Annotated in this window: 23 protein-coding genes; 22 read left to right on the top strand and 1 reads right to left on the bottom strand. The window is 70.3% G+C overall.

Features of this window, described 5'->3' with window-relative positions; all coding sequences use genetic code 11:
- Nucleotides 1–32: 32 nt before the first annotated feature.
- From arc to prcA, 6 genes are all read left to right on the top strand, one after another.
- Nucleotides 33–1,799, top strand: coding sequence for a proteasome ATPase (gene arc / locus ACIG3E_RS30740; RefSeq protein WP_399622824.1), 1,767 nt, complete (start codon nucleotides 33–35; stop codon nucleotides 1,797–1,799).
- 259 nt (nucleotides 1,800–2,058) lie between these two features.
- Nucleotides 2,059–3,570, top strand: coding sequence for a depupylase/deamidase Dop (gene dop, locus ACIG3E_RS30735; RefSeq protein WP_399622823.1), 1,512 nt, complete (start codon nucleotides 2,059–2,061; stop codon nucleotides 3,568–3,570).
- Between the two features lie 131 nt (nucleotides 3,571–3,701).
- The gene (locus ACIG3E_RS30730) at nucleotides 3,702–3,920 is read left to right on the top strand and encodes a ubiquitin-like protein Pup (RefSeq protein ID WP_006350198.1); all 219 of its coding nucleotides are present in this window, start codon (nucleotides 3,702–3,704) and stop codon (nucleotides 3,918–3,920) included.
- Between the two features lie 6 nt (nucleotides 3,921–3,926).
- The gene (locus ACIG3E_RS30725) at nucleotides 3,927–4,532 is read left to right on the top strand and encodes an endonuclease VII domain-containing protein (protein WP_399622822.1); all 606 of its coding nucleotides are present in this window, start codon (nucleotides 3,927–3,929) and stop codon (nucleotides 4,530–4,532) included.
- Nucleotides 4,484–5,329, top strand: a complete 846-nt coding sequence (gene prcB, locus ACIG3E_RS30720) for a proteasome subunit beta (RefSeq protein ID WP_030684327.1) — start codon at nucleotides 4,484–4,486, stop codon at nucleotides 5,327–5,329. Before ACIG3E_RS30725 ends, prcB begins: the two co-directional genes overlap by 49 nt.
- A gap of 48 nt (nucleotides 5,330–5,377) precedes the next feature.
- The gene (prcA, locus tag ACIG3E_RS30715) at nucleotides 5,378–6,148 is read left to right on the top strand and encodes a proteasome subunit alpha (RefSeq protein WP_399622821.1); all 771 of its coding nucleotides are present in this window, start codon (nucleotides 5,378–5,380) and stop codon (nucleotides 6,146–6,148) included.
- A gap of 45 nt (nucleotides 6,149–6,193) precedes the next feature.
- Here the strand turns inward: prcA and ACIG3E_RS30710 are convergent, their stop codons facing one another.
- Entirely contained in the window at nucleotides 6,194–7,255 is a 1,062-nt protein-coding gene (locus ACIG3E_RS30710) for a LacI family DNA-binding transcriptional regulator (RefSeq protein ID WP_399622820.1), read from the bottom strand.
- A 144-nt stretch (nucleotides 7,256–7,399) separates the two neighbouring features.
- On the opposite strand from ACIG3E_RS30710, the gene ACIG3E_RS30705 reads away from it, so the two are divergent.
- From ACIG3E_RS30705 to ACIG3E_RS30630, 16 genes are all read left to right on the top strand, one after another.
- The gene (locus ACIG3E_RS30705; RefSeq protein WP_399622819.1) at nucleotides 7,400–8,674 is read left to right on the top strand and encodes an MFS transporter; all 1,275 of its coding nucleotides are present in this window, start codon (nucleotides 7,400–7,402) and stop codon (nucleotides 8,672–8,674) included.
- Nucleotides 8,675–8,683: 9 nt separating this feature from the next.
- Nucleotides 8,684–10,045 carry a Pup--protein ligase gene (pafA, locus tag ACIG3E_RS30700; protein WP_138958692.1) on the top strand — a complete coding sequence of 454 codons (1,362 nt, stop codon included), beginning with the start codon at nucleotides 8,684–8,686 and terminating at the stop codon, nucleotides 10,043–10,045.
- Between the two features lie 174 nt (nucleotides 10,046–10,219).
- The gene (locus ACIG3E_RS30695; RefSeq protein WP_399622818.1) at nucleotides 10,220–11,212 is read left to right on the top strand and encodes an FKBP-type peptidyl-prolyl cis-trans isomerase; all 993 of its coding nucleotides are present in this window, start codon (nucleotides 10,220–10,222) and stop codon (nucleotides 11,210–11,212) included.
- A gap of 59 nt (nucleotides 11,213–11,271) precedes the next feature.
- Nucleotides 11,272–11,646 (top strand): FKBP-type peptidyl-prolyl cis-trans isomerase, encoded by a 375-nt coding sequence (locus tag ACIG3E_RS30690; protein ID WP_399622817.1) that lies wholly within the window; start codon nucleotides 11,272–11,274, stop codon nucleotides 11,644–11,646.
- A gap of 254 nt (nucleotides 11,647–11,900) precedes the next feature.
- A complete protein-coding gene (locus tag ACIG3E_RS30685) occupies nucleotides 11,901–12,938 on the top strand; it encodes a helix-turn-helix transcriptional regulator (protein ID WP_399622816.1) in 1,038 nt (345 codons plus the stop codon).
- 17 nt (nucleotides 12,939–12,955) lie between these two features.
- On the top strand, nucleotides 12,956–13,972 hold the full coding sequence (locus ACIG3E_RS30680; protein ID WP_399622815.1) for a helix-turn-helix transcriptional regulator: 1,017 nt from the start codon (nucleotides 12,956–12,958) through the stop codon (nucleotides 13,970–13,972).
- An 826-nt stretch (nucleotides 13,973–14,798) separates the two neighbouring features.
- Entirely contained in the window at nucleotides 14,799–15,041 is a 243-nt protein-coding gene (locus ACIG3E_RS30675) for a phage terminase large subunit family protein (RefSeq protein WP_242715765.1), read from the top strand.
- Nucleotides 15,042–15,050: 9 nt separating this feature from the next.
- Complete coding sequence (locus ACIG3E_RS30670; protein WP_399622814.1) at nucleotides 15,051–15,248, top strand: hypothetical protein; 198 nt, start codon at nucleotides 15,051–15,053, stop codon at nucleotides 15,246–15,248.
- A gap of 335 nt (nucleotides 15,249–15,583) precedes the next feature.
- A complete protein-coding gene (tatA, locus tag ACIG3E_RS30665; protein ID WP_138958688.1) occupies nucleotides 15,584–15,871 on the top strand; it encodes a Sec-independent protein translocase subunit TatA in 288 nt (95 codons plus the stop codon).
- 95 nt (nucleotides 15,872–15,966) lie between these two features.
- Nucleotides 15,967–16,863, top strand: coding sequence for a twin-arginine translocase subunit TatC (tatC, locus tag ACIG3E_RS30660; RefSeq protein WP_399622867.1), 897 nt, complete (start codon nucleotides 15,967–15,969; stop codon nucleotides 16,861–16,863).
- A gap of 102 nt (nucleotides 16,864–16,965) precedes the next feature.
- Nucleotides 16,966–17,856, top strand: coding sequence for a diacylglycerol kinase (locus tag ACIG3E_RS30655; protein ID WP_399622813.1), 891 nt, complete (start codon nucleotides 16,966–16,968; stop codon nucleotides 17,854–17,856).
- Between the two features lie 71 nt (nucleotides 17,857–17,927).
- Nucleotides 17,928–20,768, top strand: coding sequence for a DEAD/DEAH box helicase (locus tag ACIG3E_RS30650; RefSeq protein WP_399622812.1), 2,841 nt, complete (start codon nucleotides 17,928–17,930; stop codon nucleotides 20,766–20,768).
- A 639-nt stretch (nucleotides 20,769–21,407) separates the two neighbouring features.
- Nucleotides 21,408–23,036: an ATP-binding protein gene (locus ACIG3E_RS30645; protein ID WP_399622811.1), complete on the top strand. Its 1,629-nt coding sequence runs from the start codon at nucleotides 21,408–21,410 to the stop codon at nucleotides 23,034–23,036.
- Nucleotides 23,033–23,440, top strand: coding sequence for a roadblock/LC7 domain-containing protein (locus ACIG3E_RS30640; protein WP_399622810.1), 408 nt, complete (start codon nucleotides 23,033–23,035; stop codon nucleotides 23,438–23,440). Before ACIG3E_RS30645 ends, ACIG3E_RS30640 begins: the two co-directional genes overlap by 4 nt.
- On the top strand, nucleotides 23,437–23,856 hold the full coding sequence (locus tag ACIG3E_RS30635) for a DUF742 domain-containing protein (protein WP_366789695.1): 420 nt from the start codon (nucleotides 23,437–23,439) through the stop codon (nucleotides 23,854–23,856). Before ACIG3E_RS30640 ends, ACIG3E_RS30635 begins: the two co-directional genes overlap by 4 nt.
- A complete protein-coding gene (locus tag ACIG3E_RS30630) occupies nucleotides 23,837–24,466 on the top strand; it encodes a GTP-binding protein (protein ID WP_399622809.1) in 630 nt (209 codons plus the stop codon). The genes ACIG3E_RS30635 and ACIG3E_RS30630 overlap by 20 nt, the downstream gene beginning before the upstream one ends.
- Nucleotides 24,467–24,484 lie beyond the last annotated feature (18 nt).

Here is a 24,484-nt window from a genome sequence, read left to right as displayed (position 1 = left end):
GCGTCCAGCTCCCCTTGGAGGAGGTGAGGACCGTGGCAGCCCACGACGACGACATCAACCGCGGCATCCGGCCGGGGCGAGGGTCTGAAGACCCAGCCGGTCAGGTTGCCTATCTCGAGCAGGAAATCGCCGTCCTGCGACGCAAGCTCGCCGACTCTCCGCGGCACACGAGGATTCTCGAAGAGCGGATCGTCGAGCTGCAGACCAACCTGGCCGGCGTATCCGCACAGAACGAACGGCTCGCCAACACGCTCCGCGAGGCCCGCGACCAGATCGTGGCCCTCAAGGAAGAAGTCGACCGGCTCGCACAGCCGCCGGCAGGCTTCGGAGTCTTCCTCACGGCGAATGAGGACGGCACCGCCGACATCTTCACCGGCGGCCGCAAACTCCGCGTGAACGTCAGCCCAAGCGTCGAGCTCGACGAGCTCAGGCGCGGCCAGGAAGTCATGCTCAACGAAGCGCTCAACGTGGTCGAGGCCATGGAATTCGAGCGCGTCGGAGACATCGTCACCCTCAAGGAGATCCTCGAGGACGGTGAACGGGCCCTCGTGCTCGGACACACCGACGAAGAGCGGGTGGTCAGGCTCGCCGAGCCACTCCTGGACGTCACCATCCGCCCCGGAGACGCCCTCCTGCTCGAACCCCGCTCCGGCTACGTCTACGAAGTCGTACCGAAGAGCGAAGTAGAGGAACTGGTCCTCGAAGAAGTCCCGGACATCAGCTACGACAAGATCGGCGGCCTCGGCGGCCAGATCGAGATGATCCGCGACGCCGTCGAGCTCCCCTACCTCTACCCCGACCTCTTCAAAGAGCACGAACTCAGGCCGCCCAAGGGCGTCCTCCTCTACGGCCCGCCCGGCTGCGGCAAGACACTCATCGCCAAGGCCGTCGCCAACTCCCTTGCCAAAAAGGTCGCCGAGGTCACCGGCCAGCCCGCCGGCAAGAGCTACTTCCTCAACATCAAGGGACCCGAGCTCCTCAACAAGTACGTCGGCGAGACCGAGCGCCACATCCGCCTGGTCTTCCAGCGAGCCCGGGAGAAGGCGAGCGAAGGCACCCCCGTCATCGTCTTCTTCGACGAGATGGAATCCCTCTTCCGCACCCGAGGCAGCGGCGTCAGCTCCGACGTGGAGAACACCATCGTCCCGCAGCTGCTCGCCGAGATCGACGGCGTGGAAGGCCTGGAGAACGTCATCGTCATCGGCGCCTCCAACCGCGAGGACATGATCGACCCCGCCATCCTGCGCCCCGGACGCCTCGACGTGAAGATCAAGATCGAGCGCCCGGACGCCGAAGCGGCCAAGGACATCTTCGCCAAGTACCTCACCCAGCGCCTCCCGCTGCACGGCGACGACCTCGCCGAGCACGGCAGCGACAAGGCCGCCACGGTGCACGCGATGATCCAGTCCGTCGTCGAGCAGATGTACGCCGAATCCGAAGAGAACCGCTTCCTCGAAGTCACCTATGCCAACGGCGACAAGGAAGTCCTCTACTTCAAGGACTTCAACTCCGGCGCCATGATCGAAAACATCGTCGGCCGCGCCAAGAAGATGGCCATCAAGGCCTTCCTCGAACAGAACCAAAAGGGCCTCAGGGTCGCTCACCTCCTCCAGGCTTGCATCGACGAGTTCAAGGAGAACGAGGACCTGCCCAACACCACCAACCCGGACGACTGGGCCCGCATCTCCGGAAAGAAGGGCGAGCGGATCGTATACATCCGCACCCTCGTCACCGGAAAGCAGGGCGCCGACACCGGACGCTCCATCGACACGGTGGCGAACACCGGTCAGTACCTGTAGGAAACAGGGCGGCTGCGGGTGCCCTCCACGGGTACCCGCAGCCGACTGTTTTCCGCCGCTCGCGGACACCTCGCGGCCGCGTCCGCGACCCAGCGAGAGCAAAGCAGAAAATGATCTCCCCACCAGCGCAGAGGCGTTCTAGGCTCTTTCCTACCGCCGAGTCGCGCAGTGCGGGGACGGGCACCGCACACGCACCGGAGCACCAGCGGTACTTGAGCTGCGCCCCCGACCGAGGGCGCCGCCGGGCAAGGAGGGCCGCATGACCGTACGGCGAGTAATGGGCATCGAGACGGAGTACGGAATCTCCGTCCCCGGCCACCCCAACGCCAATGCCATGCTCACCTCGTCCCAGATCGTCAACGCCTACGCCGCGGCGATGCACCGGGCGCGACGCGCCCGCTGGGACTTCGAGGAGGAGAACCCGCTGCGGGACGCACGGGGCTTCGACCTCGCCCGCGAAGCCGCCGACGCCAGCCAGCTCACCGACGAGGACATCGGCCTCGCCAACGTCATCCTCACCAACGGGGCACGCCTCTACGTCGACCACGCGCACCCCGAGTACAGCGCGCCCGAGGTCACCAACCCCCGCGACGCCGTCCTCTGGGACAAGGCCGGCGAGCGCATCATGGCCGAGGCCGCCGAGCGCGCGGCCCAGCTCCCCGGCGCCCAGCCCATCCACCTCTACAAGAACAACACCGACAACAAGGGCGCCTCCTACGGCACGCACGAGAACTACCTGATGAAGCGGGAGACCCCCTTCTCGGACATCGTGCGCCACCTCACGCCCTTCTTCGTCTCCCGCCAGGTCGTCACCGGCGCGGGCCGCGTCGGCATCGGCCAGGACGGCCACGAGCACGGGTTCCAGCTCAGCCAGCGCGCCGACTACTTCGAGGTCGAGGTCGGCCTGGAGACCACCCTCAAGCGGCCCATCATCAACACCCGCGACGAGCCCCACGCCGACGCCGAGAAGTACCGCCGCCTCCATGTGATCATCGGCGACGCGAACCTCTCGGAGATCTCCACCTATCTGAAGCTCGGCACCACCTCCCTCGTCCTTGCCATGATCGAGGACGCCTTCATCGCCGTGGACCTCGCCGTGGACCAGCCCGTCCGCACCCTCCACCAGGTCTCCCACGACCCGTCCCTCCAGCGACTGATCACGCTCCGTAGCGGCCGCACCCTGACAGCCGTACAACTCCAGATGGAGTACTTCGAGCTGGCCCGCAAGTACGTCGAAGAGCGCTACGGAGCCGACGCCGACGACCAGACCAAGGACGTCCTGGCCCGCTGGGAGGACGTGCTCAACCGTCTGGAGCACGACCCCATGAGCCTCTCCGGAGAGCTCGACTGGGTCGCCAAGCGGGAACTCATGGAGGGCTACCGCCGCCGTGACGCCCTCGACTGGGACGCCGCCCGGCTGCACCTGGTCGACCTCCAGTACGCCGACGTGCGGTCCGAGAAGGGCCTCTATAACCGCCTCGTGGCCCGCGGCAAGATGAAGCGGCTCCTGGACGAGTCCGACGTCGAGCGCGCCCGCACCAAGCCCCCCGAGGACACCCGCGCCTACTTCCGCGGCCGCTGCCTGGAGCAGTACGCCGACGACGTCGCGGCGGCCTCCTGGGACTCGGTGATCTTCGACCTTCCCGGCCGGGACTCCCTCCAGCGGGTCCCGACCCTGGAGCCCCTTCGCGGAACGCGCAATCACGTGAAGGAGCTGCTCGACCGGTGTCGCACGGCGGAAGATCTGGTCCGCGTGCTCTCCGGAGGCTGAACCGCGGCTGAAAGCGCGACGGCCGGGGAATCACAGAGGTGGGCCCCGCACGTTCCACGAAGTGCGGGGCCGATGTCGGACCCGGATTGTAGGGTCTGATCAAGAACGTCTAACCGAGCGGGGTGAGGTAGATGGCGACCAAGGACACCGGCGGCGGACAGCAGAAGGCGACGCGCTCCACCGAGGAGGTCGAGGAGCAGACCCAGGACGCGCAGGCATCCGAGGACCTCAAGGAGCGCCAGGAAAAGCTGAGCGACGACGTCGACTCGGTACTTGACGAAATTGACGATGTACTCGAAGAAAATGCCGAGGACTTCGTGCGAAGTTTCGTGCAAAAAGGTGGGGAATAGGATGTAATGTCCGATTCGGGAGTGGAAAAGCGATGTGCGGGCTGTAAGCGAATATTGCCCACGGCTTCATTCGCTCGCGACAAGAATCGGCGTGATGGTCTCCAGACGCGATGCCGGGAGTGCGTGGCGGAATACAGTGCCGCGCACTATCGGCGCCGCATGGCCGCCCTCGGCAAAGAGGTCGCAGAGAAAGTGGACGTGCCTCCGGGGCACAAGCTCTGCCGGACCCGCAACGAGATCAAGCCCCACAGTGAGTGGCATCGCAACGCGACGGCCTCTGACGGCCTGTCCACGCGCTGCAAGGCGTGTCGGGCCATCCAGGGGCGGGCGGGCCACCTCAAGCGTCAATACGGCCTCACCGAAGCGCAGCGCGACGAGATGATCGCCGAGCAGAAGTGGCTCTGCGTGATCTGCCTCAAGAGGGATCCCGCGCACGTGGATCACTGTCACGAGACGGGTAAGGTCCGTGGCGTACTGTGCTTCAACTGCAATTCGGCCATCGGCAAGTTGGGAGACGATCCCGACGCCCTCCGTCGGGCCATCAGCTACTTGGAAGGAAACCCGTGGAAGCCAACACTCGTAGCACCGGGCGTCTACCGGCTGCCTTCCTGACGCCTGGGTCCTCGTCCTTCGTGGACTTCCTCGCCTCGCACCAGCCGGAAATGCTCCCGGGCAAGCGGACGTTGCCCCCGACGCAGGGCGTGATCGAGGCGCCGCACGGCACGACCATCGTGGCGACGACGTTCCCCGGTGGCGTGGTGCTCGCCGGTGACCGCCGGGCGACGATGGGGAACGTCATCGCGCAGCGTGACATCGAGAAGGTCTTCCCGGCGGACGAGTACTCGGCGGTGGGCATCGCCGGTACGGCCGGTCTGGCCGTGGAGATGGTCAAGCTGTTCCAGCTGGAGCTTGAGCACTTCGAGAAGGTCGAGGGCGCCCAGCTCTCCCTGGAGGGCAAGGCGAACCGCCTGTCGACCATGATCCGGAGCAATCTGGGCATGGCGATGCAGGGCCTGGCCGTGGTCCCGTTGTTCGCGGGGTATGACGTGGACCGGGAGCGGGGCCGGATCTTCTCGTACGACGTGACGGGTGGTCGCAGCGAGGAGCACGGCTTCGCGGCGACGGGTTCCGGTTCGGTGTTCGCGCGCGGCTCCATGAAGAAGCTGTACCGCGACGACCTGACGGAGGAGCAGGCGACGACGCTGGTCGTGCAGGCGCTGTACGACGCGGCGGACGACGATTCCGCGACCGGCGGCCCGGATGTGGCGCGCCGGATCTATCCCATCGTGACGGTGATCTCCGAGGAGGGCTTCCGGAGGCTGTCGGAGGAGGAGTCCTCCGCGATCGCGCGCTCGATTCTGGAGCGGCGTCTTGAGCAGCCGGACGGGCCCCGCGCAGCACTGCTCTGAGTACTCCGTTGTTGTTGTGAAGTTTTGACAGAAAGGGACGGATAGCCGGTGTCGACGCCGTTCTATGTCTCACCCCAGCAGGCCATGGCCGACCGGGCGGAGTATGCCCGTAAGGGCATCGCTCGCGGTCGCAGTCTGGTTGTGCTGCAGTACGCCGATGGCATTGTGTTCGTCGGTGAGAACCCGTCCCGTGCGCTGCACAAGTTCAGCGAGATCTACGACCGGATCGGTTTCGCCGCGGCTGGCAAGTACAACGAGTACGAGAACCTCCGCATTGGCGGTGTCCGCTATGCGGATCTGCGGGGATATACGTATGACCGTGACGATGTGACGGCCCGTGGTCTGGCGAACGTGTACGCGCAGACGTTGGGCACGATTTTCTCGTCCAATGCGGAGAAGCCGTACGAGGTGGAGCTGGTCGTCGCGGAGGTCGGTACGACTCCGGACGGGGACCAGATCTATCGGCTGCCGCACGACGGCTCGATCGTGGACGAGCACGGCTCAGTCGCGGTGGGCGGCAATGCGGAGCAGATCAGTACGTATTTGGATCAGCGGCACCGGGACGGGATGACCCTCGCGGAGGCGCTGAAGCTGGCGGTGCAGTCGCTGTCGCGGGATACGAACGGCAGTGAGCGGGAGATTCCGGCGGAGCGGCTTGAGGTGGCGGTTCTGGACCGGACGCGTCCGCAGCAGCGCAAGTTCAAGCGGATCGTGGGCGGCCAGTTGGAGCGGTTGCTCGGTGGTGAGGCCGTGGCGTCTGCGGACGCGGAGGCCGATGCCGAGTCGGATGAGGGCTCCGAGGGCGGTTCCCAGGAGTAGCAGGAGCGGTCCGCGGCTCAGCGGAGGGCCCCGTGTCCCGGTGCGTCAGCGCCGGGGTGCGGGGCTCTGTGCTGTGGAGCCGCGGACGACGAGCTGGACGGGCAGAGGTGCGGGTTCGGGGGTGCGGCCGTCGAGGACGTCGAGGAGGGTGGCCATGGCCCGTTCGCCGAAGTCCTCGGCGGGCAGCCGGACGGTGGTGAGTTCGGGTTCGACGGCGGTGGCGAGGGTGAGGTCGTCGAAGCCGGTGACGCTGAGGTCGTCGGGGACGTGCAGGCCGAGTCGGCGTGCGGCTTTGCAGGCGCCTGCGGCGAGGACGTCGTCGTCGCAGATGATCGCGGTGGGCCGGGGGCCGGGCGCGGTGAGGGCGGCTTCGGTGGCGGTGCGGGCCTCGTCGATCGTGATGGCGGCCTTGATGGTGCGGTGGTGTGCGCCGGTGCCGTGCAGGGTGGTGGCGAGGGTGTGGCGGCGTACGTCGAAGGTCCAGGAGTCGATGTCCGCGGTGAGGTGGAGCAGGTCGCGGTGGCCGAGGGTGAGGAGGTGTTCGGTGACCTGGCGGGTGCCGTCGGCGATGTCGAGGTTGACGGTGGCGGCGCCGAGGCTGTGGGCGGGGTCGCTGTCGAGCATGACGAGGGGGAGGGCGTCGCCGCGGAGGGTGGCGAGGGCGTCGGAGGCCATGGAGGAGGCGAGGACGCCGTCGAGGGCGGCGCGGGCGGAGTCGAAGGGGTCGCTGACGCGGGGGGTCTGGGTGGTGGAGCCGCTGGGGCCGACGCTGTCGGGGGAGGGGTAGAGGACGACGCTGAAGCCGTGGCGGGCGGCGACGCGGGCGGCGCCGGTGTGCAGTCGGGCGAAGAACTCGTTGGTGAGGGCGGGGACGACGAGGAGCGCGGTGCGGGTGCGGCCGAGGCGGAGGTTGCGGGCGGCGAGGTTGGGGCGGTAGCCGAGTTCGCGGGCGGCGGCGCGGACGCGTTCGGCGGTGCGTTCGGCGACGCGGCCCTGCCACTTCTCGCCGAGGACCAGGGAGACGGTGGCCTGGGAGACGCCGGCTGCGCGGGCGACGTCGCGGCTGGTGGGGCGGGGGGCCGTGGTGTCGTGCTGGGGCCTTGCCACGGACGTCTCCTGGTGTGGGTGGTCGCCGCTGTGGGGCGGAGTACTTGGTGGACTGTGAACAGCGCTCATGGTACGTATGACCCGCGAAGTTATACGTAACACTTGAGGCGCTGTGGCGCACGGGCGGGCGAGGAGAGCTCTCTGATGGCTTCCGGTTACGGCGAGATCCTGCGCGCGCGGTACGCGACGCGGCTGCTCGCGGGCACACTTGTGGGGCGTTTGCCCAATGCGACGGCGGCGATCGCCATCGTCCTCTTCGTCCGGGCGGAGGGTGGGACGTACAGCCTGGCGGGTGCGCTCGCGGCGGTGTACGGGGTGGCGACGGCGGTGGGTCAGCCCCTGCTGGGGCGGCTGGTGGACTTGTACGGGCAGCCGCGGGTGATGCTGCCGTCGGCGGTGGCGTCGGCGCTCGGCATGGCGCTCTTCGCGGTCGCGGGGCCGCACGCGCCGGTCGCCGCGTATCTCGCGATGGTGATCGCCGGTGTGTTCACGCCGCCTCTGGAGGGCGGTCTGCGGGCGCTGTGGCCGGACGTGCTCGGCAAGGAGGAGCAGGTCCACACGGCGTACGCGATGGACGCGGTGGCGCAGGAAGTGATGTTCACCGTCGGTCCGTTGCTGGTGACGGGCATCGTGTCGCTGTGGTCGGCGCAGGCGGCGCTCCTGGTGGTGAACGTCATCGGGGTGCTCGGCGCGCTGTCGGTGGTGGTGTCGCGGCCCTCGCGCGCGTGGCGCTCGGCGCCCCGGGAGGCGCACTGGCTCGGGGCCCTGCGCTCGCCGGGGCTGCTCGCGCTCCTCGGCGCGTTCCTGTGTGTGGGGACGGCGCTGGGGGCGATCACGGTGGCGGGCGTCAGCTACGCGGACGCGCACGGCGGTGACGCGGTCTACGGCTGGATGATGGCGGGCCTGGGCCTGGGCGCTCTGCTGGGGGGCGTGGTCTATGGGGCGCGGCAGTGGGGCGGGGTGCCGGAGCGGCGCCTGGTGGTTCTGGTGGCGCTGCTCGCGGTCTTCTATCTGCCGCTGGTGCTGACGCCGGGTGCGGTGGGGATGGTGGTGCTGACGTCGTTGGCGGGGGTGTTCCTCGCGCCGGCGCTCGCGTGCGCGTTCATCGTGGTGGATCGGCACGCTCCGCGGGGCACGGTGACGGAGGCGTTCTCGTGGCTGGTGACGACGTTCACGGTGGGGACGGCGGTGGGGACGGCGGCTGGTGGGCCGGTGGTGGAGCGGGGCGGCACGGAGTGGGGTTTCGCGGTGCCGGGCCTCGCGGGAGCGGCCGCTGTGGTGGTGCTGTTGTGTACCAGGAGGGTGCTCGTGGTGCGTGGTGCGGGTGTGGTCGTCGCGGCCGAGGCGGGTGTGGGCTCTTCGGAAACTGATCGAAACGGTACTGTCGAACCCGGTTTCAGTGCGGGGCATCGGGCGTAATGTTCTGGCATGGACCGCCGCATTTTCGGGCTGGAGAACGAGTACGGTGTCACGTGCACGTTCAGGGGACAGCGCCGTCTGTCGCCTGACGAAGTGGCGCGCTACCTCTTCCGCCGTGTTGTGTCATGGGGCCGCAGCAGCAACGTCTTTCTGCGGAACGGCGCCCGCCTGTATCTCGACGTGGGCTCACACCCGGAATACGCGACACCCGAGTGTGACAACGTGACCGAGCTGGTCACCCACGACAAGGCTGGCGAGCGCATTCTGGAAGGCCTGCTCGTCGACGCCGAGCGCCGCCTGCACGAGGAGGGAATCGCGGGCGACGTCTATCTGTTCAAGAACAACACCGACTCGGCGGGAAACTCATATGGTTGCCATGAGAACTATCTCGTGGCGCGGCACGGTGAGTTCTCGCGTCTCGCGGACATCCTGATTCCGTTCCTCGTCACCCGGCAGTTGCTGTGCGGTGCGGGCAAGGTGCTGCAGACGCCGCGGGGCGCTGTCTACTGCGTGAGCCAGCGGGCGGAGCACATCTGGGAGGGCGTGTCGTCGGCGACGACGCGGTCCCGCCCCATCATCAACACGCGTGACGAGCCGCACGCGGACGCCGAGCGCTACCGCCGCCTGCACGTGATCGTCGGCGATTCGAACATGTCGGAGACGACGATGCTCCTGAAGGTCGGCGCGACCGACCTGGTGCTGCGCATGATCGAGGCGGGCACGGTGATGCGGGACCTGACCCTGGAGAATCCGATCCGGGCGATCCGCGAGGTCAGCCACGACACGACGGGCCGCCGCAAGGTGCGCCTCGCCAGCGGCCGGGAGGCCTCGGCGCTGGAGGTCCAGCGTGAGTACTACGAGAAGGCGGTGGACTTCGTCGAGCGGCGCGGCATCCGCACGGGCACGGTCGAGCGCGTCCTGGAGCTGTGGGGTCGCACCCTGGACTCGATCGAGTCCGAGGACCTGGACCGCATCGCCACGGAGATCGACTGGGTGATGAAGTACAAGCTCATCGAGCGCTACCGGGCGAAGAACAACATGACGATGTCGCACCCGAGGGTCGCCCAGATAGACCTCGCGTACCACGACATCCACCGCCGTCGGGGCCTGTACTACCTCTTGGAGCGCAAGGGGCAAGCGGCCCGGATCTGCAATGACTTGAAGATCTTCGAGGGCAAGTCGGTGCCGCCGCAGACGACCCGGGCGCGGCTGCGTGGCGACTTCATCCGCCGGGCCCAGGAGCAGCGCCGGGACTTCACGGTCGACTGGGTGCACCTGAAGCTGAACGACCAGGCGCAGCGCACGGTGTTGTGCAAGGACCCGTTCCGTTCGGTGGACGACCGGGTGGAGAAGCTCATCGCCGGGATGTGAGGGTTCGGCGGGCCGGGTCCGCCGCCGTTCGGCCGGTCCGTGGGGCCGGTGAGACGTCAGTGCGTGGCGGGAACGCAACGCGGGGCGCCGCACGTTCCTCGTGCGGTGCCCTTCTCACTGCGTAGAGTTGCGCGCACGCCAACTGACAAGATCGAACGATACGAGGCCCCCACCGTGCGCCGACGCTCACTCCTCCTGGCCGTTCCGGCCGGCCTGCTGACCCTGGCCGGATGTGGTGACGACAAGTCCGACAAGGCCAAGTCCAAGGACAGCAGCTCCCCGACGAACTCCGCGCCTCCCAAGGGCAAGATCGTCGACGGCCCTGTGCCCGAGATCACGAAGGGCACGAAGTTCGGTGAGAAGCCGACGGTGGCCAAGGGGTCCGGCAAGCCGTCCACTGACCTCGCGGTGAAGACGATCATCGCGGGCAAGGGCGTCGAGGTCGCCAAGGGCGACTATCTCCAGGCCCACTACCTGGGTCAGATCTGGGACACCGCGAAGGTCTTCGACAACTCCTACGACCGCAAGGCGCCCACGATCTTCCCGATCGGCGTCGGCCAGGTCATCCCCGGCTGGGACCAGGGTCTGGTCGGCAAGAAGGTCGACAGCCGCGTCGAGCTCGCCATCCCCCCGGTCCTCGGCTACGGCAAGGAGGGCAACAAGCAGGCGGGCATCAAGGGCACGGACACCCTGGTCTTCGTCGTCGACATCGTGAACACGTACGGGCCGAAGAGCTCCGCCAAGGGCGACGACGTCGCGCAGGACAACAAGGACCTGCCGAAGGTCGGGACGAACACCGACGGCAAGGCCCCCAAGGTCGACGTGCCGAAGACGGCCGCCCCCAAGAAGGTCGTGGCGAGCTACGTCATCGAGGGCAAGGGGGACGAGGTCAAGGAGAGCGACACGCTCCTGTGCCAGTACAAGGGCGTCCTGTGGGCGGACGGCAAGGAGTTCGACTCCTCGTACAAGAGCGGTCAGCTCGCGCAGTTCCAGCTCGCTCAGGTCATCCCGGGCTGGCGTCAGGGTCTGACCGGCAAGAAGGTGGGCAGCCGCGTCCTGGTCGTCGTCCCGCCGAAGGACGGGTACGCGGACAAGCCGCCGCAGAACAGCCCCATCAAGAAGGACTCCACGCTCGTCTTCTCGGTGGACATCCTCGCGAAGATGTGAGGCCGCGGGATGGCAGACTGTCCCGGTTGTCCTTACCGCTATGAGCAGGAGCTAGTCACGTGAACATCGACAAGCCCGAGATCGACTTCCCCGAGGGCGAGGCCCCCACCGAGCTGGAGATCGTCGACCTGTGGGAGGGCGACGGCGCGGTGGCCAAGGCGGGCGACTTCGTCAAGGTCCACTACGTGGGCGTGTCCTTCTCCTCCGGTGAGGAGTTCGACGCCTCCTGGAACCGCGGCAACCCGCTGGAGTTCCAGCTCGGTGCCGGTCAGGTCATCGCGGGCTGGGACCAGGGCGTGCAGGGCATGAAGGTCGGCGGGCGCCGCAGGCTGACGATCCCGGCGCACCTGGCGTACGGCGACCGTGGTGCCGGTGGCGGCCGCATCGCCCCGGGCGAGACGCTGATCTTCGTCTGTGACCTCGTCTCCGTCTGAGACGGCTGACCCGGCCGCGGCGGCTCGTGCCGTGCGGTCGGAGGTGTCCGCGGGGGCCCGTGCCGGTGTCGGCACGGGCCCCCGCGGTGTCTTCCGCCACCGTCGGCGGACGGCCGCCGGGGCGTGCGCCGTGCCCTCGGCTTTTGCCACGACACGCCGTGGCGGTACGGTCATCGTTCGGAAGCACTGGTGAGCGGGGCACCTGGGGCGGCGGGCGGTCGTCCACCGGGGAGCACGGCCGAGAAAGGGCGTCGATGGCCATTGCCAAGGCCGAGCGGCTGATGAGTCTGGCGCTGTGCCTGCTCGGGACGAGGCGTCCGCTCAGCAAGCGTGAGCTTCGGGAGTCGATCGAGGCGTACGTCGAGGCGTTCGGGCCGGGGCGGGGCGCCGCCTTCGGGCCCGGGCGGGGTGGCGCCGGGTCCGGCAAGGGCGCGGCTGCCGGGCCGGGGGCGGCCGCCGAGGAGTCCTTCAACCGCATGTTCGAGCGCGACAAGGACGATCTGCGGGAGCTGGGCCTCGTCATCGAGACGGTGGAGAACCTGGACGGCGAGACGGGTTATCTCGCCCGTCGGGACAGCAACCGGCTGCCGCCGATCACGCTGGACGCCGAAGAGGCCGCGGCGCTCGGCGTGGCCGCGAAGGTGTGGCAGCAGGCGAGGCTCGCCGGTGCCGCGAGCGGCGCGCTGCACAAGCTGCGGGCGGCCGGGCTGCCCGAGGGTGTCGATCCGTACGAGGCGCACGGCGCCCTGGAGCCGCGGATTCCCGTGCACGAGGCGGCGTTCGAACCGCTGATGCTGGCGTGCCGTGACCGCAGGCCGGTCGTCTTCGACTACCGCAAGGCGACGGCGGCCCGGCCCGAGCAGCGCCACGTCGAGCCGTGGGCGCTCGAGTGCTGGCGCGGCCACTGGTATCTGGCGGGCTGGGACCGGGACCGCGAGGACGAGCGGGTCTTCCGGCTCTCCCGCATCACGGGCAAGGTCCGCTCGCGGGCGGGCGGGTTCAGGGCCGAGGTGCCCGACGTGGTGACCGTGCGGGAGACCGTGGCGAGCTGGGCGGGCGAGAAGGCGGACCGCACCGCGCTGATCCGGCTGCGCAAGGGCGCGGGCTATCCGCTGCGCGCCCGGGCCGTGGGCACGCGGGCGCTGGACGGCGACTGGGACGAGCTGGAGATTCCGTACGGGCACGGGCTCGATGCCTGGCTGGTGGAGTTCGGGCCCGACGTGGTGGTGCTTGAGCCCGCCGAGCTGCGGGCCGACGTGGTGGACCGGCTGCGTGCCGTGGCCAAGGGCTGAGGGGACGAGAGCGAGCAATGGCCGCGAACGCCATCGACCAGACCCGGCGGATGCTGTCCCTGGTGACGTATCTGCGCGAGCGCCCCGGGGCGCGCGTCGCGGACGTCGCGCGGGCCTTCGGCATCAGCGAGGACGAGCTGATCTCCGACCTGGACGTCCTGCCGCTGTGCGGGACCAGCTTCCGCGGGGGTGACCTGCTCGACATCGACACGGACGGCGACCGCATCTGGTGGCACAACCCGGACGCGCTGGGGGCGGACGCGGCGGAGCCGCTGCGGCTCGCCGCCGACGAGGCGACGGCGCTGCTCGTGGCGGCGCGCGCGGTGGCGACGCTGCCGGGGCTGCGCGAGAGCGACCGCCTCGCCCTGCTGCGCGCCACCGCGAAGCTGGAGGCGGCGGCCGGTGAGGCGGCCGGTGCCAGCTCGCGGCTCTCGGTGACGTTCGAGTCCGAGGGCGGGGTCTTCGCCGATGTGGACCGGGCGATCTCGGAGCGGCGCAGGCTGTGGATCCGCTACTACTCGCCCGCGCGCGACGAGCTGACCGAGCGCGAGATCGACCCGATCCGGCTGGTGAGCGTCGGCCACACCTATGTGGAGGCGTGGTGCCGCCGCTCCGAGGCGCGGCGCACCTTCCGGCTCGACCGGGTCGCCGAGATCAAGGTCCTGGACGAGCCGTCCGCGCCGCCGGAGATCGAGCTGCGGGACCTGTCGGAGGCGTTGGTGCAGCCCGCCGCCGAGGATCCCGAGGTGGTCGTGGAGGTGGGTCCCGGGGGCCGCTGGGTCGCGGAGTACTACCCGCACGACAGTGCGGAGGAGCTGCCCGACGGCGGTCTGCGCATCACCCTGCGCACCCCCGACCCGGCGTCGCTGCGGCGTCTGGCGCTGCGCCTGGGCGGCGACGGCCGCATCGTCTCGCCGCGGGACCTGGCGGACAGCGCCCGTGAGGCCGCCCGGGAGGCGCTGGCCGCGTACGACGGTCTGCCGTGCGAGCCCGTCGCGCCGGGTTCCGGCGCGTCGGGTGAGCGTGGGGCGTGAGGGCGCGCGGCACGGTGAAGGGGCGTGCGGGGGCGGATCGTCCGGAAGCCGGTGCCCGTGGCGGGTGTTCCACCGGGGCGCGGACGCCGGTCGGCGGTGGCTGTGACTGGGGCCGGGGGAGCGGTGCTGCCCGGCGGGGGCGTGCGGTTCGGCCTGGGGGCGCGGGTGCGGTGACGCCCAAGGGCGCGGACGGGGTGGTGCCGAGGGGCGTGGGCGCGGTGGCGCCCGGGGGCACGGACGGGGTGGTGCCGAGGGGTGCGGGCGCGGTGACGCCCAGGGCCCCGGACGAGGTGGCGCTGCCGGGCGCGGGCGCGGTTCGGACCAGGGGTGTGGGCGCGATGGCGTCGGGGGCCGTGGGCGCGGTGGCGCCGAGGGGCGTGGGCGCGGTTTGGCCCAGGGGTGCGGACGTGGTGGCGCCGAGGGCCGTGGGCGCGGTGGCGCCGAGAGCCCCGGGCGCGGGGTGGGTTTCGTTCTCGGTAGGGCGTGACCGAGCGTCGTCGGGTGGGCTCGCGCCCGGGCCTGACCGTGGGTCATCGGGCCAGTTCGGGCCGGGGCGCGACCCGGCGGCCCGACGCGACCCCTCTGCCGTGTGCGACCGCGTGCCCGGGCGTGACCGTGCGCCGGGGCACGACCGTGCGCCGAAGCGGTGGTGCGGGCCGAGGTGCGACCGTGTGCCGACGCACACCGGTGAGGTGCGACGCGGGACGGGGCCGCGGCGGACCGGAGCGAGGCCGCAGCGCCCGCGCGGGGCTGCGGGGGAACCCGCGCGGTGGAGTGTGGAGAGCGCGGAGAACAGAGCCGAGGAGACCTGCACAGTATGTCACTGATGCCCCTTACGTCCCGCCCGGTGGCCGTCCTCTTCAAGGCCGCCTGCCCCGACTGCCGCGCGCGCTTCGAACTGGCGGCGGGCGCGCTGCGGTTGGCGATCGGCGCCAGCCGCCGCACCACCTTCTACTCCTTCACCTGCCCCGAGTGCGGCACCGCCGTGCGCAAGCCCGCGGGGGAGCGCATCGTCGAACTCCTCACCGGCGGCGGGGTGCGGACGCTGCGCCTGCACTCCACCGTCTAGGCTCGACGCATGTTCTGGGCGATGCTGGCGGTGACCATGGGATTCTGCGGTCTCGCCGTTCTGGGTGTGTTCGCGATCAAGGTCTTCGTGGAGGCCCAGCGGCTCGGGCGGCAAGTGACCGAGACCACACGGCGGATCAACCGCGCGGCCGAGGACCTGGAGCGGGCGGCGGCCGGTGTGGCCCGCGCGAGCCGGGACGTCGGCTGAGCGCACGCGGACGGCAGCGCACGCAGACGGCAGCGCACGCAGACGGCGGGGCGCGCGGACGTCGGGCGGGCGCGGGGAGACACCGGGCCGGACCGCGGGGCGACTTGCCGAGGTGGCCGTCGCCCAACGTCATGCGGCCTGCCGCCTTCCCCGACCCTCCGGGTACGCTGCTGAAGTGGTCCGAAATGTGAGGCGCGGACCGCAACTGGGAGTATGCACGGGGATTGCCCCGCGTTTACTGCAGGGGGTTACGATCGCTGCCAAGCCCGGTGGTCGGACGACTGTCCGACAGCCGGTCCCGAAATCTGACGCCTCGGTGAAGAAGGTAGACAGCTATGGGTAGGCTCGGCCCCACCGAGATCATCCTGATCCTCGTCATCCTGGTCCTGCTCTTCGGTGCGAAGAAGCTCCCGGACATGGCCCGGTCCCTCGGCAAGTCGGCGCGCATCCTCAAGAGCGAGGCCAAGGCGATGAAGTCGGACGGCAAGCAGGACGAGGCCGCCCCGGCCGACCCGCCCGCCGACACGACCGCTCCGCAGCAGCGCACCATCCAGGCGGCTCCCGGCGATGTGAGCAGCTCCCGTCCGGTCGCCGAGCCGACCGACCACACGACGAAGCGCTGACCCAAGGCCGGCCCCGGCGGTCGGCCTGCCGCACGAGATGAGGACGTGGGTTGCTCAAGTCTGCCCGCAAGAAGGAGAGGGACCCCGAGGGGCGGATGCCTCTCGCGGACCATTTGCGTGAGCTCCGCAACCGGCTCGCGAAGGGAATGCTGGCGATCGTCGTCGTGTCGATCATCGCCGCGTTCTACAGCGAGGAACTCATGGAGTTCCTCTCCGACCCCGTGCCGCGCTGCGAGGACGGCAAGCCCACCACGGGCGGCGTCTGCGCCAAGGTCGCGTACATGGACCTGCTCTCGCCGTTCACCACGACGGTGAAGGTCTCCCTCATGGTCGGTGTCGTGGTGGCCAGCCCCATCTGGCTCTACCAGCTCTGGGCCTTCGTCGCGCCCGGTCTGCACAAGCACGAGCGCAAGTACACCTACGCCTTCGTCGCCGCGGCCGTGCCGCTGTTCTTCGGCGGCGCCTGGCTGGCGTACGAGATCATGCCCATCAGCATGCGGGTGCTGCTGAGCATCACTCCGGACGGCTCGGAGAACATCCTGCCGATGGACAAGATCCTGGACTTCAGCGTCCGGATGGTCCTGGTCTTCGGAGTCTCCTTCGAACTGCCCCTGCTGCTCGTCATGTTGAACATGACGGGCATCGTCACCGGACGCCGCATGCTCACCTGGTGGCGCGGTGTCGTGATGGGCGTGTTCGTCTTCGGCGCCGTGGCGACGCCGACGACCGACCCGTTCGGCATGATCGCCCTCGCGGGCCCCATCGTGGTCCTGTACTTCCTGGCCGTCGGCTTCTCCCTCCTCAACGACAAGCGTCGCCGCCGCGCCGACCCGGACGCGGAGCTGGACGACGACGAGGCCTCCGAGCTCGACCTCACGCCCCAGCCGGTGGACGACAGCGAGCCCGTCCCCGCCGCCAGGGCCGTGCCGGAGCAGGTGAACGGCGACAGCGGCCGCTCACCGAAGTACAACGGCTACGACGACGTCACCTGACCCCCGGCGCCATCGCCGAGCGCGGCAGAGCACAGGGGCCGGACGCCCACCGCGTCCGGCCCCTTCTGGTTGCCGGGCGGCGCGCTGTGTAGGGTCCGCCCAGTGACCAGCGAGATCACCCTCTTCGTGAATCCCACCGCGGGCCGGGGCCGCGGCGCGCACGCCGCCCAGCCCGCCGCCGCGGCGCTGCGCGCGTCCGGCTTCTCGGTGCGCACCGTCATCGGCGAGGACGCCGGGGACGCGCTGCGCCGGGCCCGCGCCGCCGTCGACGGCGGCACCGGGGCGCTCATAGCCGTCGGCGGCGACGGCATGGCGAGCCTCGCCCTCCAGGCCGTCGCCGGGACCCGTACCCCGCTCGGCGTGATCGCCGTGGGCACGGGCAACGACTTCGCGCGCGCCCTCGGCCTGCCCGTGCGCGCGCCCGCGGCCGCCGGGGCGCTGGTCGCCGACGCGCTCAAGGGCGCCCGGACGCGGGACGTCGACCTCGGCCGGGTGGGGGAGACCTGGTTCGGCACGGTCCTCGCCTCCGGCTTCGACTCGCGGGTCAACGACCGCGGCAACCGCATGCGGTGGCCCACCGGACGCTTCAAGTACGACCTGGCGATGGTCGCCGAACTGGCTGCCCTCAAGCCCATCCCGTACCGCCTGACCCTCGACGGCGGCGAGGTGCGCGAGGTCGAGGCCACGCTGGTCGCGGTCGGCAACGGCTCCTCGTACGGGGGCGGCATGCGGATCTGCGCCGGGGCCGACATGGGCGACGGCCTCTTCGACGTCACGGTCGTCGGCGCCTGCAGCCGCACCACGCTCCTGACGGTGTTCCCGCGGGTCTACAGAGGAACGCATCTGGGCCATCCCCAGGTCACCGTGCACCGGGCCGCGAAGGTCGAGCTCGCGGCCGCGGGCGTCACCGCGTACGCCGACGGGGAGCGGCTAGGGGCGCTGCCCGTGACGGCGGAGTGCGTCCCCGCTGCCGTCCGGGTCCTCGGCCCCTGAAGGGCGGCTCCCGACCGGGAGCCACGCCCCTGACCTGGGGTTCTTCCGTCGGACCCGATAATGATCGTCCGATGTCAGCGGTGGCCGGTAGGCTCGAAAGCACGATGACAGAGGACCTCTCACCGGCCGAGCGATATGCGGCAGCGCGGCAGCGCGCTGCCGAGCAGGCCACCGCACTCGCGTCCTTCCGCGGGATGTACGAATTCGGCCTCGACCCCTTCCAGATCGAGGCCTGTCAGGCACTCGAGGCGGGCAAGGGCGTGCTGGTCGCCGCGCCCACGGGCTCCGGCAAGACGATCGTCGGCGAGTTCGCCGTGCACCTCGCCCTCCAGCAGGGCAAGAAGTGCTTCTACACCACGCCGATCAAGGCGCTCTCCAACCAGAAGTACGCCGACCTCGCCAAGCGCTACGGCGCGGAGCGCGTCGGCCTGCTCACCGGTGACAACAGCGTCAACTCCGAGGCGCCGGTGGTCGTCATGACCACCGAGGTCCTGCGGAACATGCTGTACGCGGGCTCCCAGTCCCTGCTCGGCCTCGGCTATGTGGTCATGGACGAGGTGCACTACCTCTCGGACCGCTTCCGCGGCGCCGTCTGGGAGGAAGTGATCATCCACCTGCCGGAGTCGGTCACCCTGGTCTCCCTCTCGGCCACGGTGTCGAACGCCGAGGAGTTCGGCGACTGGCTCGACACGGTCCGGGGCGACACCGAAGTGATCGTCTCCGAGCACCGGCCGGTGCCGCTGTTCCAGCACGTCCTCGCCGGGCGGCGGATGTACGACCTCTTCGAGGAGGAGGGCCGCCGCAAGACGGTCAACCCCGACCTGACCCGCATGGCCCGCATGGAGGCCAGCCGGGGGTACAACCCGCGCGAGCGCCGCAAGGGCAAGATGGTCCGCGAGGCCGACCGCGAGCGCGAGCGCCGCCAGCGGTCCCGGATCTGGACGCCCTCGCGCCCCGAAGTCATCGAGCGGCTCGACGCCGAGGGCCTGCTGCCCGCCATCACGTTCATCTTCAGCCGCGCGGGCTGCGAGGCCGCCGTCCAGCAGTGCCTGTACGCGGGCCTGCGGCTGAACGACGACACGGCGCGCCTGGCGGTCCGCGAACTGGTCGAGGAGCGCACGGCCTCCATTCCGAACGAGGACCTGCACGTCCTCGGGTACTACGAGTGGCTGGAGGCCCTGGAGCGCGGCATCGCCGCCCACCACGCGGGCATGCTGCCCACCTTCAAGGAGGTCGTGGAGGAGCTGTTCGTCCGCGGTCTGGTCAAGGCCGTCTTCGCCACGGAGACCCTCGCCCTCGGCATCAACATGCCCGCGCGCAGCGTCGTCCTGGAAAAGCTCGTGAAGTGGAACGGCGAGCAGCACGCCGACATCACCCCGGGCGAGTACACCCAGCTGACCGGCCGTGCCGGGCGCCGGGGCATCGACGTCGAGGGCCACGCGGTGGTGCTCTGGCAGCGCGCCATGAGCCCCGAGCACCTGGCGGGCCTCGCGGGCACGCGCACCTATCCGCTGCGCTCCAGCTTCAAGCCGTCGTACAACATGGCGGTGAATCTGGTCGCGCAGTTCGGCCGCCACCGCTCGCGCGAGCTGCTTGAGACGTCCTTCGCGCAGTTCCAGGCCGACCGCTCGGTCGTCGGCATCTCCCGCCAGGTGCAGCGCAACGAGGAGGGTCTGGAGGGCTACAAGGCCTCCATGACCTGCCACCTCGGCGACTTCGAGGAGTACGCGCGGCTGCGCAGGGAGCTCAAGGACCGCGAGACCGAGCTGGCCAAGCAGGGGGTCGTGCAGCGCAGGGCCGCCGCCGCGGCCGCCCTGGAGAAGCTCAAGCCGGGCGACGTGATCCACGTGCCGACGGGCAAGTACGCGGGCCTCGCCCTGGTCCTCGACCCCGGCCTGCCCGCCGGGCGGGCCAACGGCCACCGCGGCTTCGACCACCAGGACGGCCCGCGCCCCCTGGTGCTCACCGCCGAGCGGCAGGTCAAGCGGCTCGCGGTGATGGACTTCCCGGTGCCGGTGGAGCCCGTGGAGCGGATGCGCATCCCCAAGTCGTTCAACGCCCGCTCCCCGCAGTCCCGGCGCGACCTGGCATCGGCGCTGCGCACCAAGGCCGGGCACATCGCGCCCGAGCGGCACCGCAAGGGCCGCGCGGCCGCCGCCGACGACCGGGAGATCGCCCGGTTGCGCGCCGAGCTGCGCGCCCACCCCTGCCACGGCTGCGACGAGCGCGAGGACCACGCCCGCTGGGCCGAGCGCTACCACCGCCTCAAGCGCGACACGCACCAGCTGGAGCGCCGCATCGAGGGCCGGACGAACACCGTCGCGCGCACCTTCGACCGCATCGTCGCCCTCCTCACCGAGCTGGACTATCTGCGCGGCGACGAGGTCACCGAGCACGGCAAGCGCCTCGCCCGGCTGTACGGCGAGCTGGACCTGCTGGCGAGCGAGTGTCTGCGCGCCAAGGTGTGGGAGGGCCTCGACCCCGCCGAACTGGCCGCGTGCGTCTCGGCGCTGGTGTACGAGGCGCGGCTCAGCGACGACGCGCTCGCGCCCAAGCTGCCCTCCGGCAAGGCCAAGGCCGCGCTCGGCGAGACGGTCCGCATCTGGGGCCGCCTGGACGCGCTCGAGGAGGAGTTCCGGATCAGCCAGACCGAGGGCGTCGGCCAGCGCGAGCCGGACCTGGGCTTCGCCTGGGCGGCGTACATGTGGGCGAGCGGCAAGGGGCTCGACGAGGTGCTGCGCGAGGCGGAGATGCCCGCCGGTGACTTCGTGCGCTGGTGCAAGCAGGTCATCGACGTGCTCGGGCAGATCTCCGCGGCGGCTTCCAGCGAGGGCGGCACGGTCGCGCGGAACGCCCGCAAGGCGGTCGACCAGCTGCTGCGCGGAGTGGTGGCGTACAGCTCCGTCGGCTGAGCGCGGCGCCGTCCGCGCGGACGGTGAGTGAAGGGTGTGGCCCCCGCCGGGTGACTCGGCGGGGGCCACGCGCGTACCGGCCGGGGCCGTCGTGGGCGCCGGGGGTTGACGTCGGCCTCGCACACGCGGGGGAGGGCCGGGGTCGTACAGGCGGTCGGGGTGCGGCGGTGGGCGGGGCGGCGGCGCTCGCACGCCGCCGTTCGACGGCCTCACCACATGCGTTCGACTGATCGCGATGCGTGTAAATAGAGCTGAGTGTAGGCGTGTTGGCGGGCGCTCGCAGAGGGTTGCCGAATATGACTCCAGCGTGATGCGAGCGGACTAAGCTCGCCCGGAGCGCGGCGAGTTGAACGAGTTGCGACAGATTCGCGCACTTGTTCGCGCTTCATGGCTGTTAGTTCGATATTTCGCTGTCGCGTATGCGGCGAAACCCCTACGTACCACCTTCACCTACAGAACTCCCCACGCACTCCCCCCACATGGCGAACTCCCCGCGCACCACGTCGTTTTTCCAGGTACTACCTGAACCCCCGCGCACCACCAGATTTCCCAGGCATCACCCGAACCCCACGCACCACCCCGCGCACATCCCCCTTCCCCCCAACTTCCTCCCCCAAGACGAGTGTTCAGAGGGCATACATGGTGAGTGTTCAATCGCCTCCCGGTGGCCGAGAAGTCCCCTACGCACGCGTGCTGCTGCTGCCCGCCATGGTGATGGCCGCGGCGACCGGAGCCGCCGTCGCCGCCGTCGCGGCCCCGGCCCGGACCGCCGTGGCCTGGTGCGGAGCCGTCGCCACCCTCGCGGTGATCGCCGTCGGCGCCGAGGCCGCACGCCGCGCCCGTACCATCCGGGAGCTGCGCAGGAGTCACGCGGAGCGGGTCGCCCACCTGGAGCGGCGCATCGCGGCCATCGACGAGGACACCGAACGACTCGGCCAGGAGCTGCTGCCCGAGACCCTCTACCGGGTCCGGCAGGGCGAGGCTCCCTCTGAGGTCGTCCGCCACGTCATCGACGGCGACGAGACCAACCGCCGTCTGCCGCGCTCGCAGCGCGTGCTGCTGCGCTCCATCCTGGACATCCTGGACCGCGAGGAGGCGATGCGCGAGAACGCCCAGCGCGCCTTCGTCAACATCGCCCGCCGCGTGCAGTCCATCGTCCACCAACAGGCCGCGGAACTCCGTGAGATGGAGGAGTTCCACGGCCGCAACCCCGAGGTCTTCGACGACCTGCTGCGCATCGACCACGGCACGGCCCTCATCGGCCGCCTCGCCGACTCGATCACGGTCCTCGGCGGGGCCCGGCCCGGTCGGCAGTGGCCCAAGCCCGTCCCGCTGTTCAGCGTGTTGCGCGGCGCCATGTCCCGCATCCTGGAGTACCAGCGCGTCGATCTGCACTCCATCGCCAACGTCGCCATCCACGGCACCAAGGTCGAGCCGCTCATCCACGCCTGCGCCGAACTCCTCGACAACGCCACCCGCTACTCCCCGCCGCAGACCCGCGTGCACGTCACCGCGGTCGAGGTGCAGACGGGCATCGCCGTCGAGATCGAGGACGGCGGCGTCAGCCTCAGCGAGGAGGCCCGCGGCCGCGCCGAGCGCATGCTCGAACAGGCCCAGCAGGGCATGGACCTGAACGACCTCGGCGAGACCCCGCGGCTCGGCATGGCGGTCGTGGGACGGCTCTCGCAGATGTACAACATGCAGGTCTCCCTGCGGCAGTCCGCCTACGGCGGCGTGCGCGCCGTCCTGATCGTGCCGCGCGACATGCTCACCACCGCGCCCGCGCACGGCCTCGCGCACGGCATCGGCGCCTCCGCGGTACCGCGCGTCAACGCCGACGGCACGGTCATCGAGGAGGCCCGCGACATCCGGCGCAAGAAGCCGCGCAAGGTCACCACCGTGCCGCGCCCCTCCATGCCGCTCAGCGCGTCCATGGAGGACGAGATCCCCGAAGTCACCGAGTGGACGGCCAACGGCCTTCCCCAGCGCAGGAGTCGAGTCAAGATGCCCCTCAGCCAGCGCTACGCGCAGGAGGCGGAGGCACAGCGGCGCGCCGAGGCGGCCATGGCCGCCGCGCCCCCGCAGGCCGTCAGCCCCCCCGTCCAGAAGGAGGAGCCCGAGCCCGGTCTGTGGATCGAGGCCTTCATGAAGGGCGTCAACGGCGAGGACACGGCCGACCGGCCGGACGACCCGGCGCCCCCGCAGCAGCACCGCACCGAGAACGACCACGGCAGCACCGACCACGCCGACGAGGGGGGCTGGAAGTGATCCAGCAGCGGGCCAACTTCGACTGGATGCTCAAGGAGCTCGCCGACGGCGTGCACGGCACCCGGCAGATCGTGGTGCTCTCCGCCGACGGCCTGCGCATCGCGCGCCACGGCGGCGACCCGGACGGCGCCGACCGCCTCGCCGCCGCCTGCGCCGGACTGCAGAGCCTCGCCGCGGCCGTCGCCACCGAGATCCCGGAGAGCGACGGCAAGATGCGCATGGTCATCATCGAGGTCAACGGCGGCTACTTCTACATGATGGCCGCGGGCGCGGGAGCCTTTCTGGCCGTGCTCGCCGACGAGACCGTGGACGCGGGCCTGGTCGGCAACCGCATGCGGGACCTCGTCGTGCGCATCGGCGCCCACCTGACGAGCCCGCCGCGGCGAGACGGGCAGGCCGTATGACGCATCCGCAAGACCCCCCGTACGACGATCCCCACGACCCCCGCTTCCAGGCCGAGGTCACCGCGCAGCGGGAGCGCCGCAGCCAGGACCCCGCCGCCAACCCGGCGCGGCTCTACATCCTCACCGGCGAGGACTCCGAGCGGGCACCGCTCGACCTGGTCACGCTGATCGTCGCCAAAGGACAGCCGTCGCCCACGGCGCAGCCGGAGCACTCCGCCCTGCTGCGCCTGTGCCGGACCCCGCTGTCCGTGGCGGAGCTCTCGGCCTACCTGGTGCTGCCGTTCAGCGTGGTGACCGTGCTCCTCACGGAGCTGCTCGCGGCGGACTTAGTGCAGGCGCGCGCTCCGCTGGTGCGCTCCGCGCTCCCCGACCGTTCCCTCCTCGAAGCGGTGATGCATGGACTTCAAAAGCTCTGACACGCTCACCTCCGGCCCCCATGCCGGGCCGCGCGAGCAGGACGTGCTGCCCGCCTCGGCCGCCGCCGCGGTGAAGATCGTCATCGTGGGCGGCTTCGGGGTCGGCAAGACCACGATGGTGGGCTCCGTCAGCGAGATCCGCCCGCTGACCACCGAAGAGACCATGACGCAGGCCGGTATCGGCGTCGACGACAACTACGGCTCCGAGACCAAGACCGCCACGACCGTCGCCATGGACTTCGGGCGCATCAGCATCTCCGACGAACTGGTCCTCTATCTGTTCGGCACCCCCGGCCAGGAGCGGTTCTGGTTCCTGTGGAACGGCCTCTTCGAAGGCGCGCTCGGCGCGGTCGTGCTCATCGACACGCGCCGCCTGGAAGTGAGCTTCGACGTGATAGGCCGCCTGGAGGAGCGCGGCGTCCCGTTCATCATCGCCGTGAACGACTTCCCGGACGCGCCCCGGCACCCCGTCGAGGCCCTGCGCACGGCACTCGACCTGGAGAAGGAGGTGCCCATCGTGCACTGCGACGCGCGGCGCCGCTCCTCCAGCCGCGACGCGCTCCTCACCCTCATGCGCTATCTGCACTCCCTCGCCATGGCCCGGGCCTAGGCCCGGCCGCACGACCCT

The organism is Streptomyces sp. NPDC053474, from assembly GCF_044544845.1.
Lineage (GTDB): Bacteria > Actinomycetota > Actinomycetes > Streptomycetales > Streptomycetaceae > Streptomyces.
This window is presented reverse-complemented; position numbering and strand designations above follow the sequence as displayed.

Coding starts and splice junctions, on each gene's coding strand:
- dop (WP_399622823.1), top strand. CDS start 2,059: ATGACCGTACGGCGAGTAATGGGCATCGAGACGGAGTACGGAATCTCC.
- tatA (WP_138958688.1), top strand. CDS start 15,584: ATGGGTAGGCTCGGCCCCACCGAGATCATCCTGATCCTCGTCATCCTG.
- ACIG3E_RS30650 (WP_399622812.1), top strand. CDS start 17,928: ATGTCAGCGGTGGCCGGTAGGCTCGAAAGCACGATGACAGAGGACCTC.
- tatC (WP_399622867.1), top strand. CDS start 15,967: ATGCCTCTCGCGGACCATTTGCGTGAGCTCCGCAACCGGCTCGCGAAG.
- ACIG3E_RS30670 (WP_399622814.1), top strand. CDS start 15,051: ATGTTCTGGGCGATGCTGGCGGTGACCATGGGATTCTGCGGTCTCGCC.
- ACIG3E_RS30675 (WP_242715765.1), top strand. CDS start 14,799: ATGCCCCTTACGTCCCGCCCGGTGGCCGTCCTCTTCAAGGCCGCCTGC.
- ACIG3E_RS30680 (WP_399622815.1), top strand. CDS start 12,956: ATGGCCGCGAACGCCATCGACCAGACCCGGCGGATGCTGTCCCTGGTG.
- ACIG3E_RS30635 (WP_366789695.1), top strand. CDS start 23,437: ATGACGCATCCGCAAGACCCCCCGTACGACGATCCCCACGACCCCCGC.
- ACIG3E_RS30645 (WP_399622811.1), top strand. CDS start 21,408: ATGGTGAGTGTTCAATCGCCTCCCGGTGGCCGAGAAGTCCCCTACGCA.
- ACIG3E_RS30725 (WP_399622822.1), top strand. CDS start 3,927: ATGTCCGATTCGGGAGTGGAAAAGCGATGTGCGGGCTGTAAGCGAATA.
- pafA (WP_138958692.1), top strand. CDS start 8,684: ATGGACCGCCGCATTTTCGGGCTGGAGAACGAGTACGGTGTCACGTGC.
- ACIG3E_RS30685 (WP_399622816.1), top strand. CDS start 11,901: ATGGCCATTGCCAAGGCCGAGCGGCTGATGAGTCTGGCGCTGTGCCTG.
- ACIG3E_RS30730 (WP_006350198.1), top strand. CDS start 3,702: ATGGCGACCAAGGACACCGGCGGCGGACAGCAGAAGGCGACGCGCTCC.
- ACIG3E_RS30630 (WP_399622809.1), top strand. CDS start 23,837: ATGGACTTCAAAAGCTCTGACACGCTCACCTCCGGCCCCCATGCCGGG.
- ACIG3E_RS30705 (WP_399622819.1), top strand. CDS start 7,400: ATGGCTTCCGGTTACGGCGAGATCCTGCGCGCGCGGTACGCGACGCGG.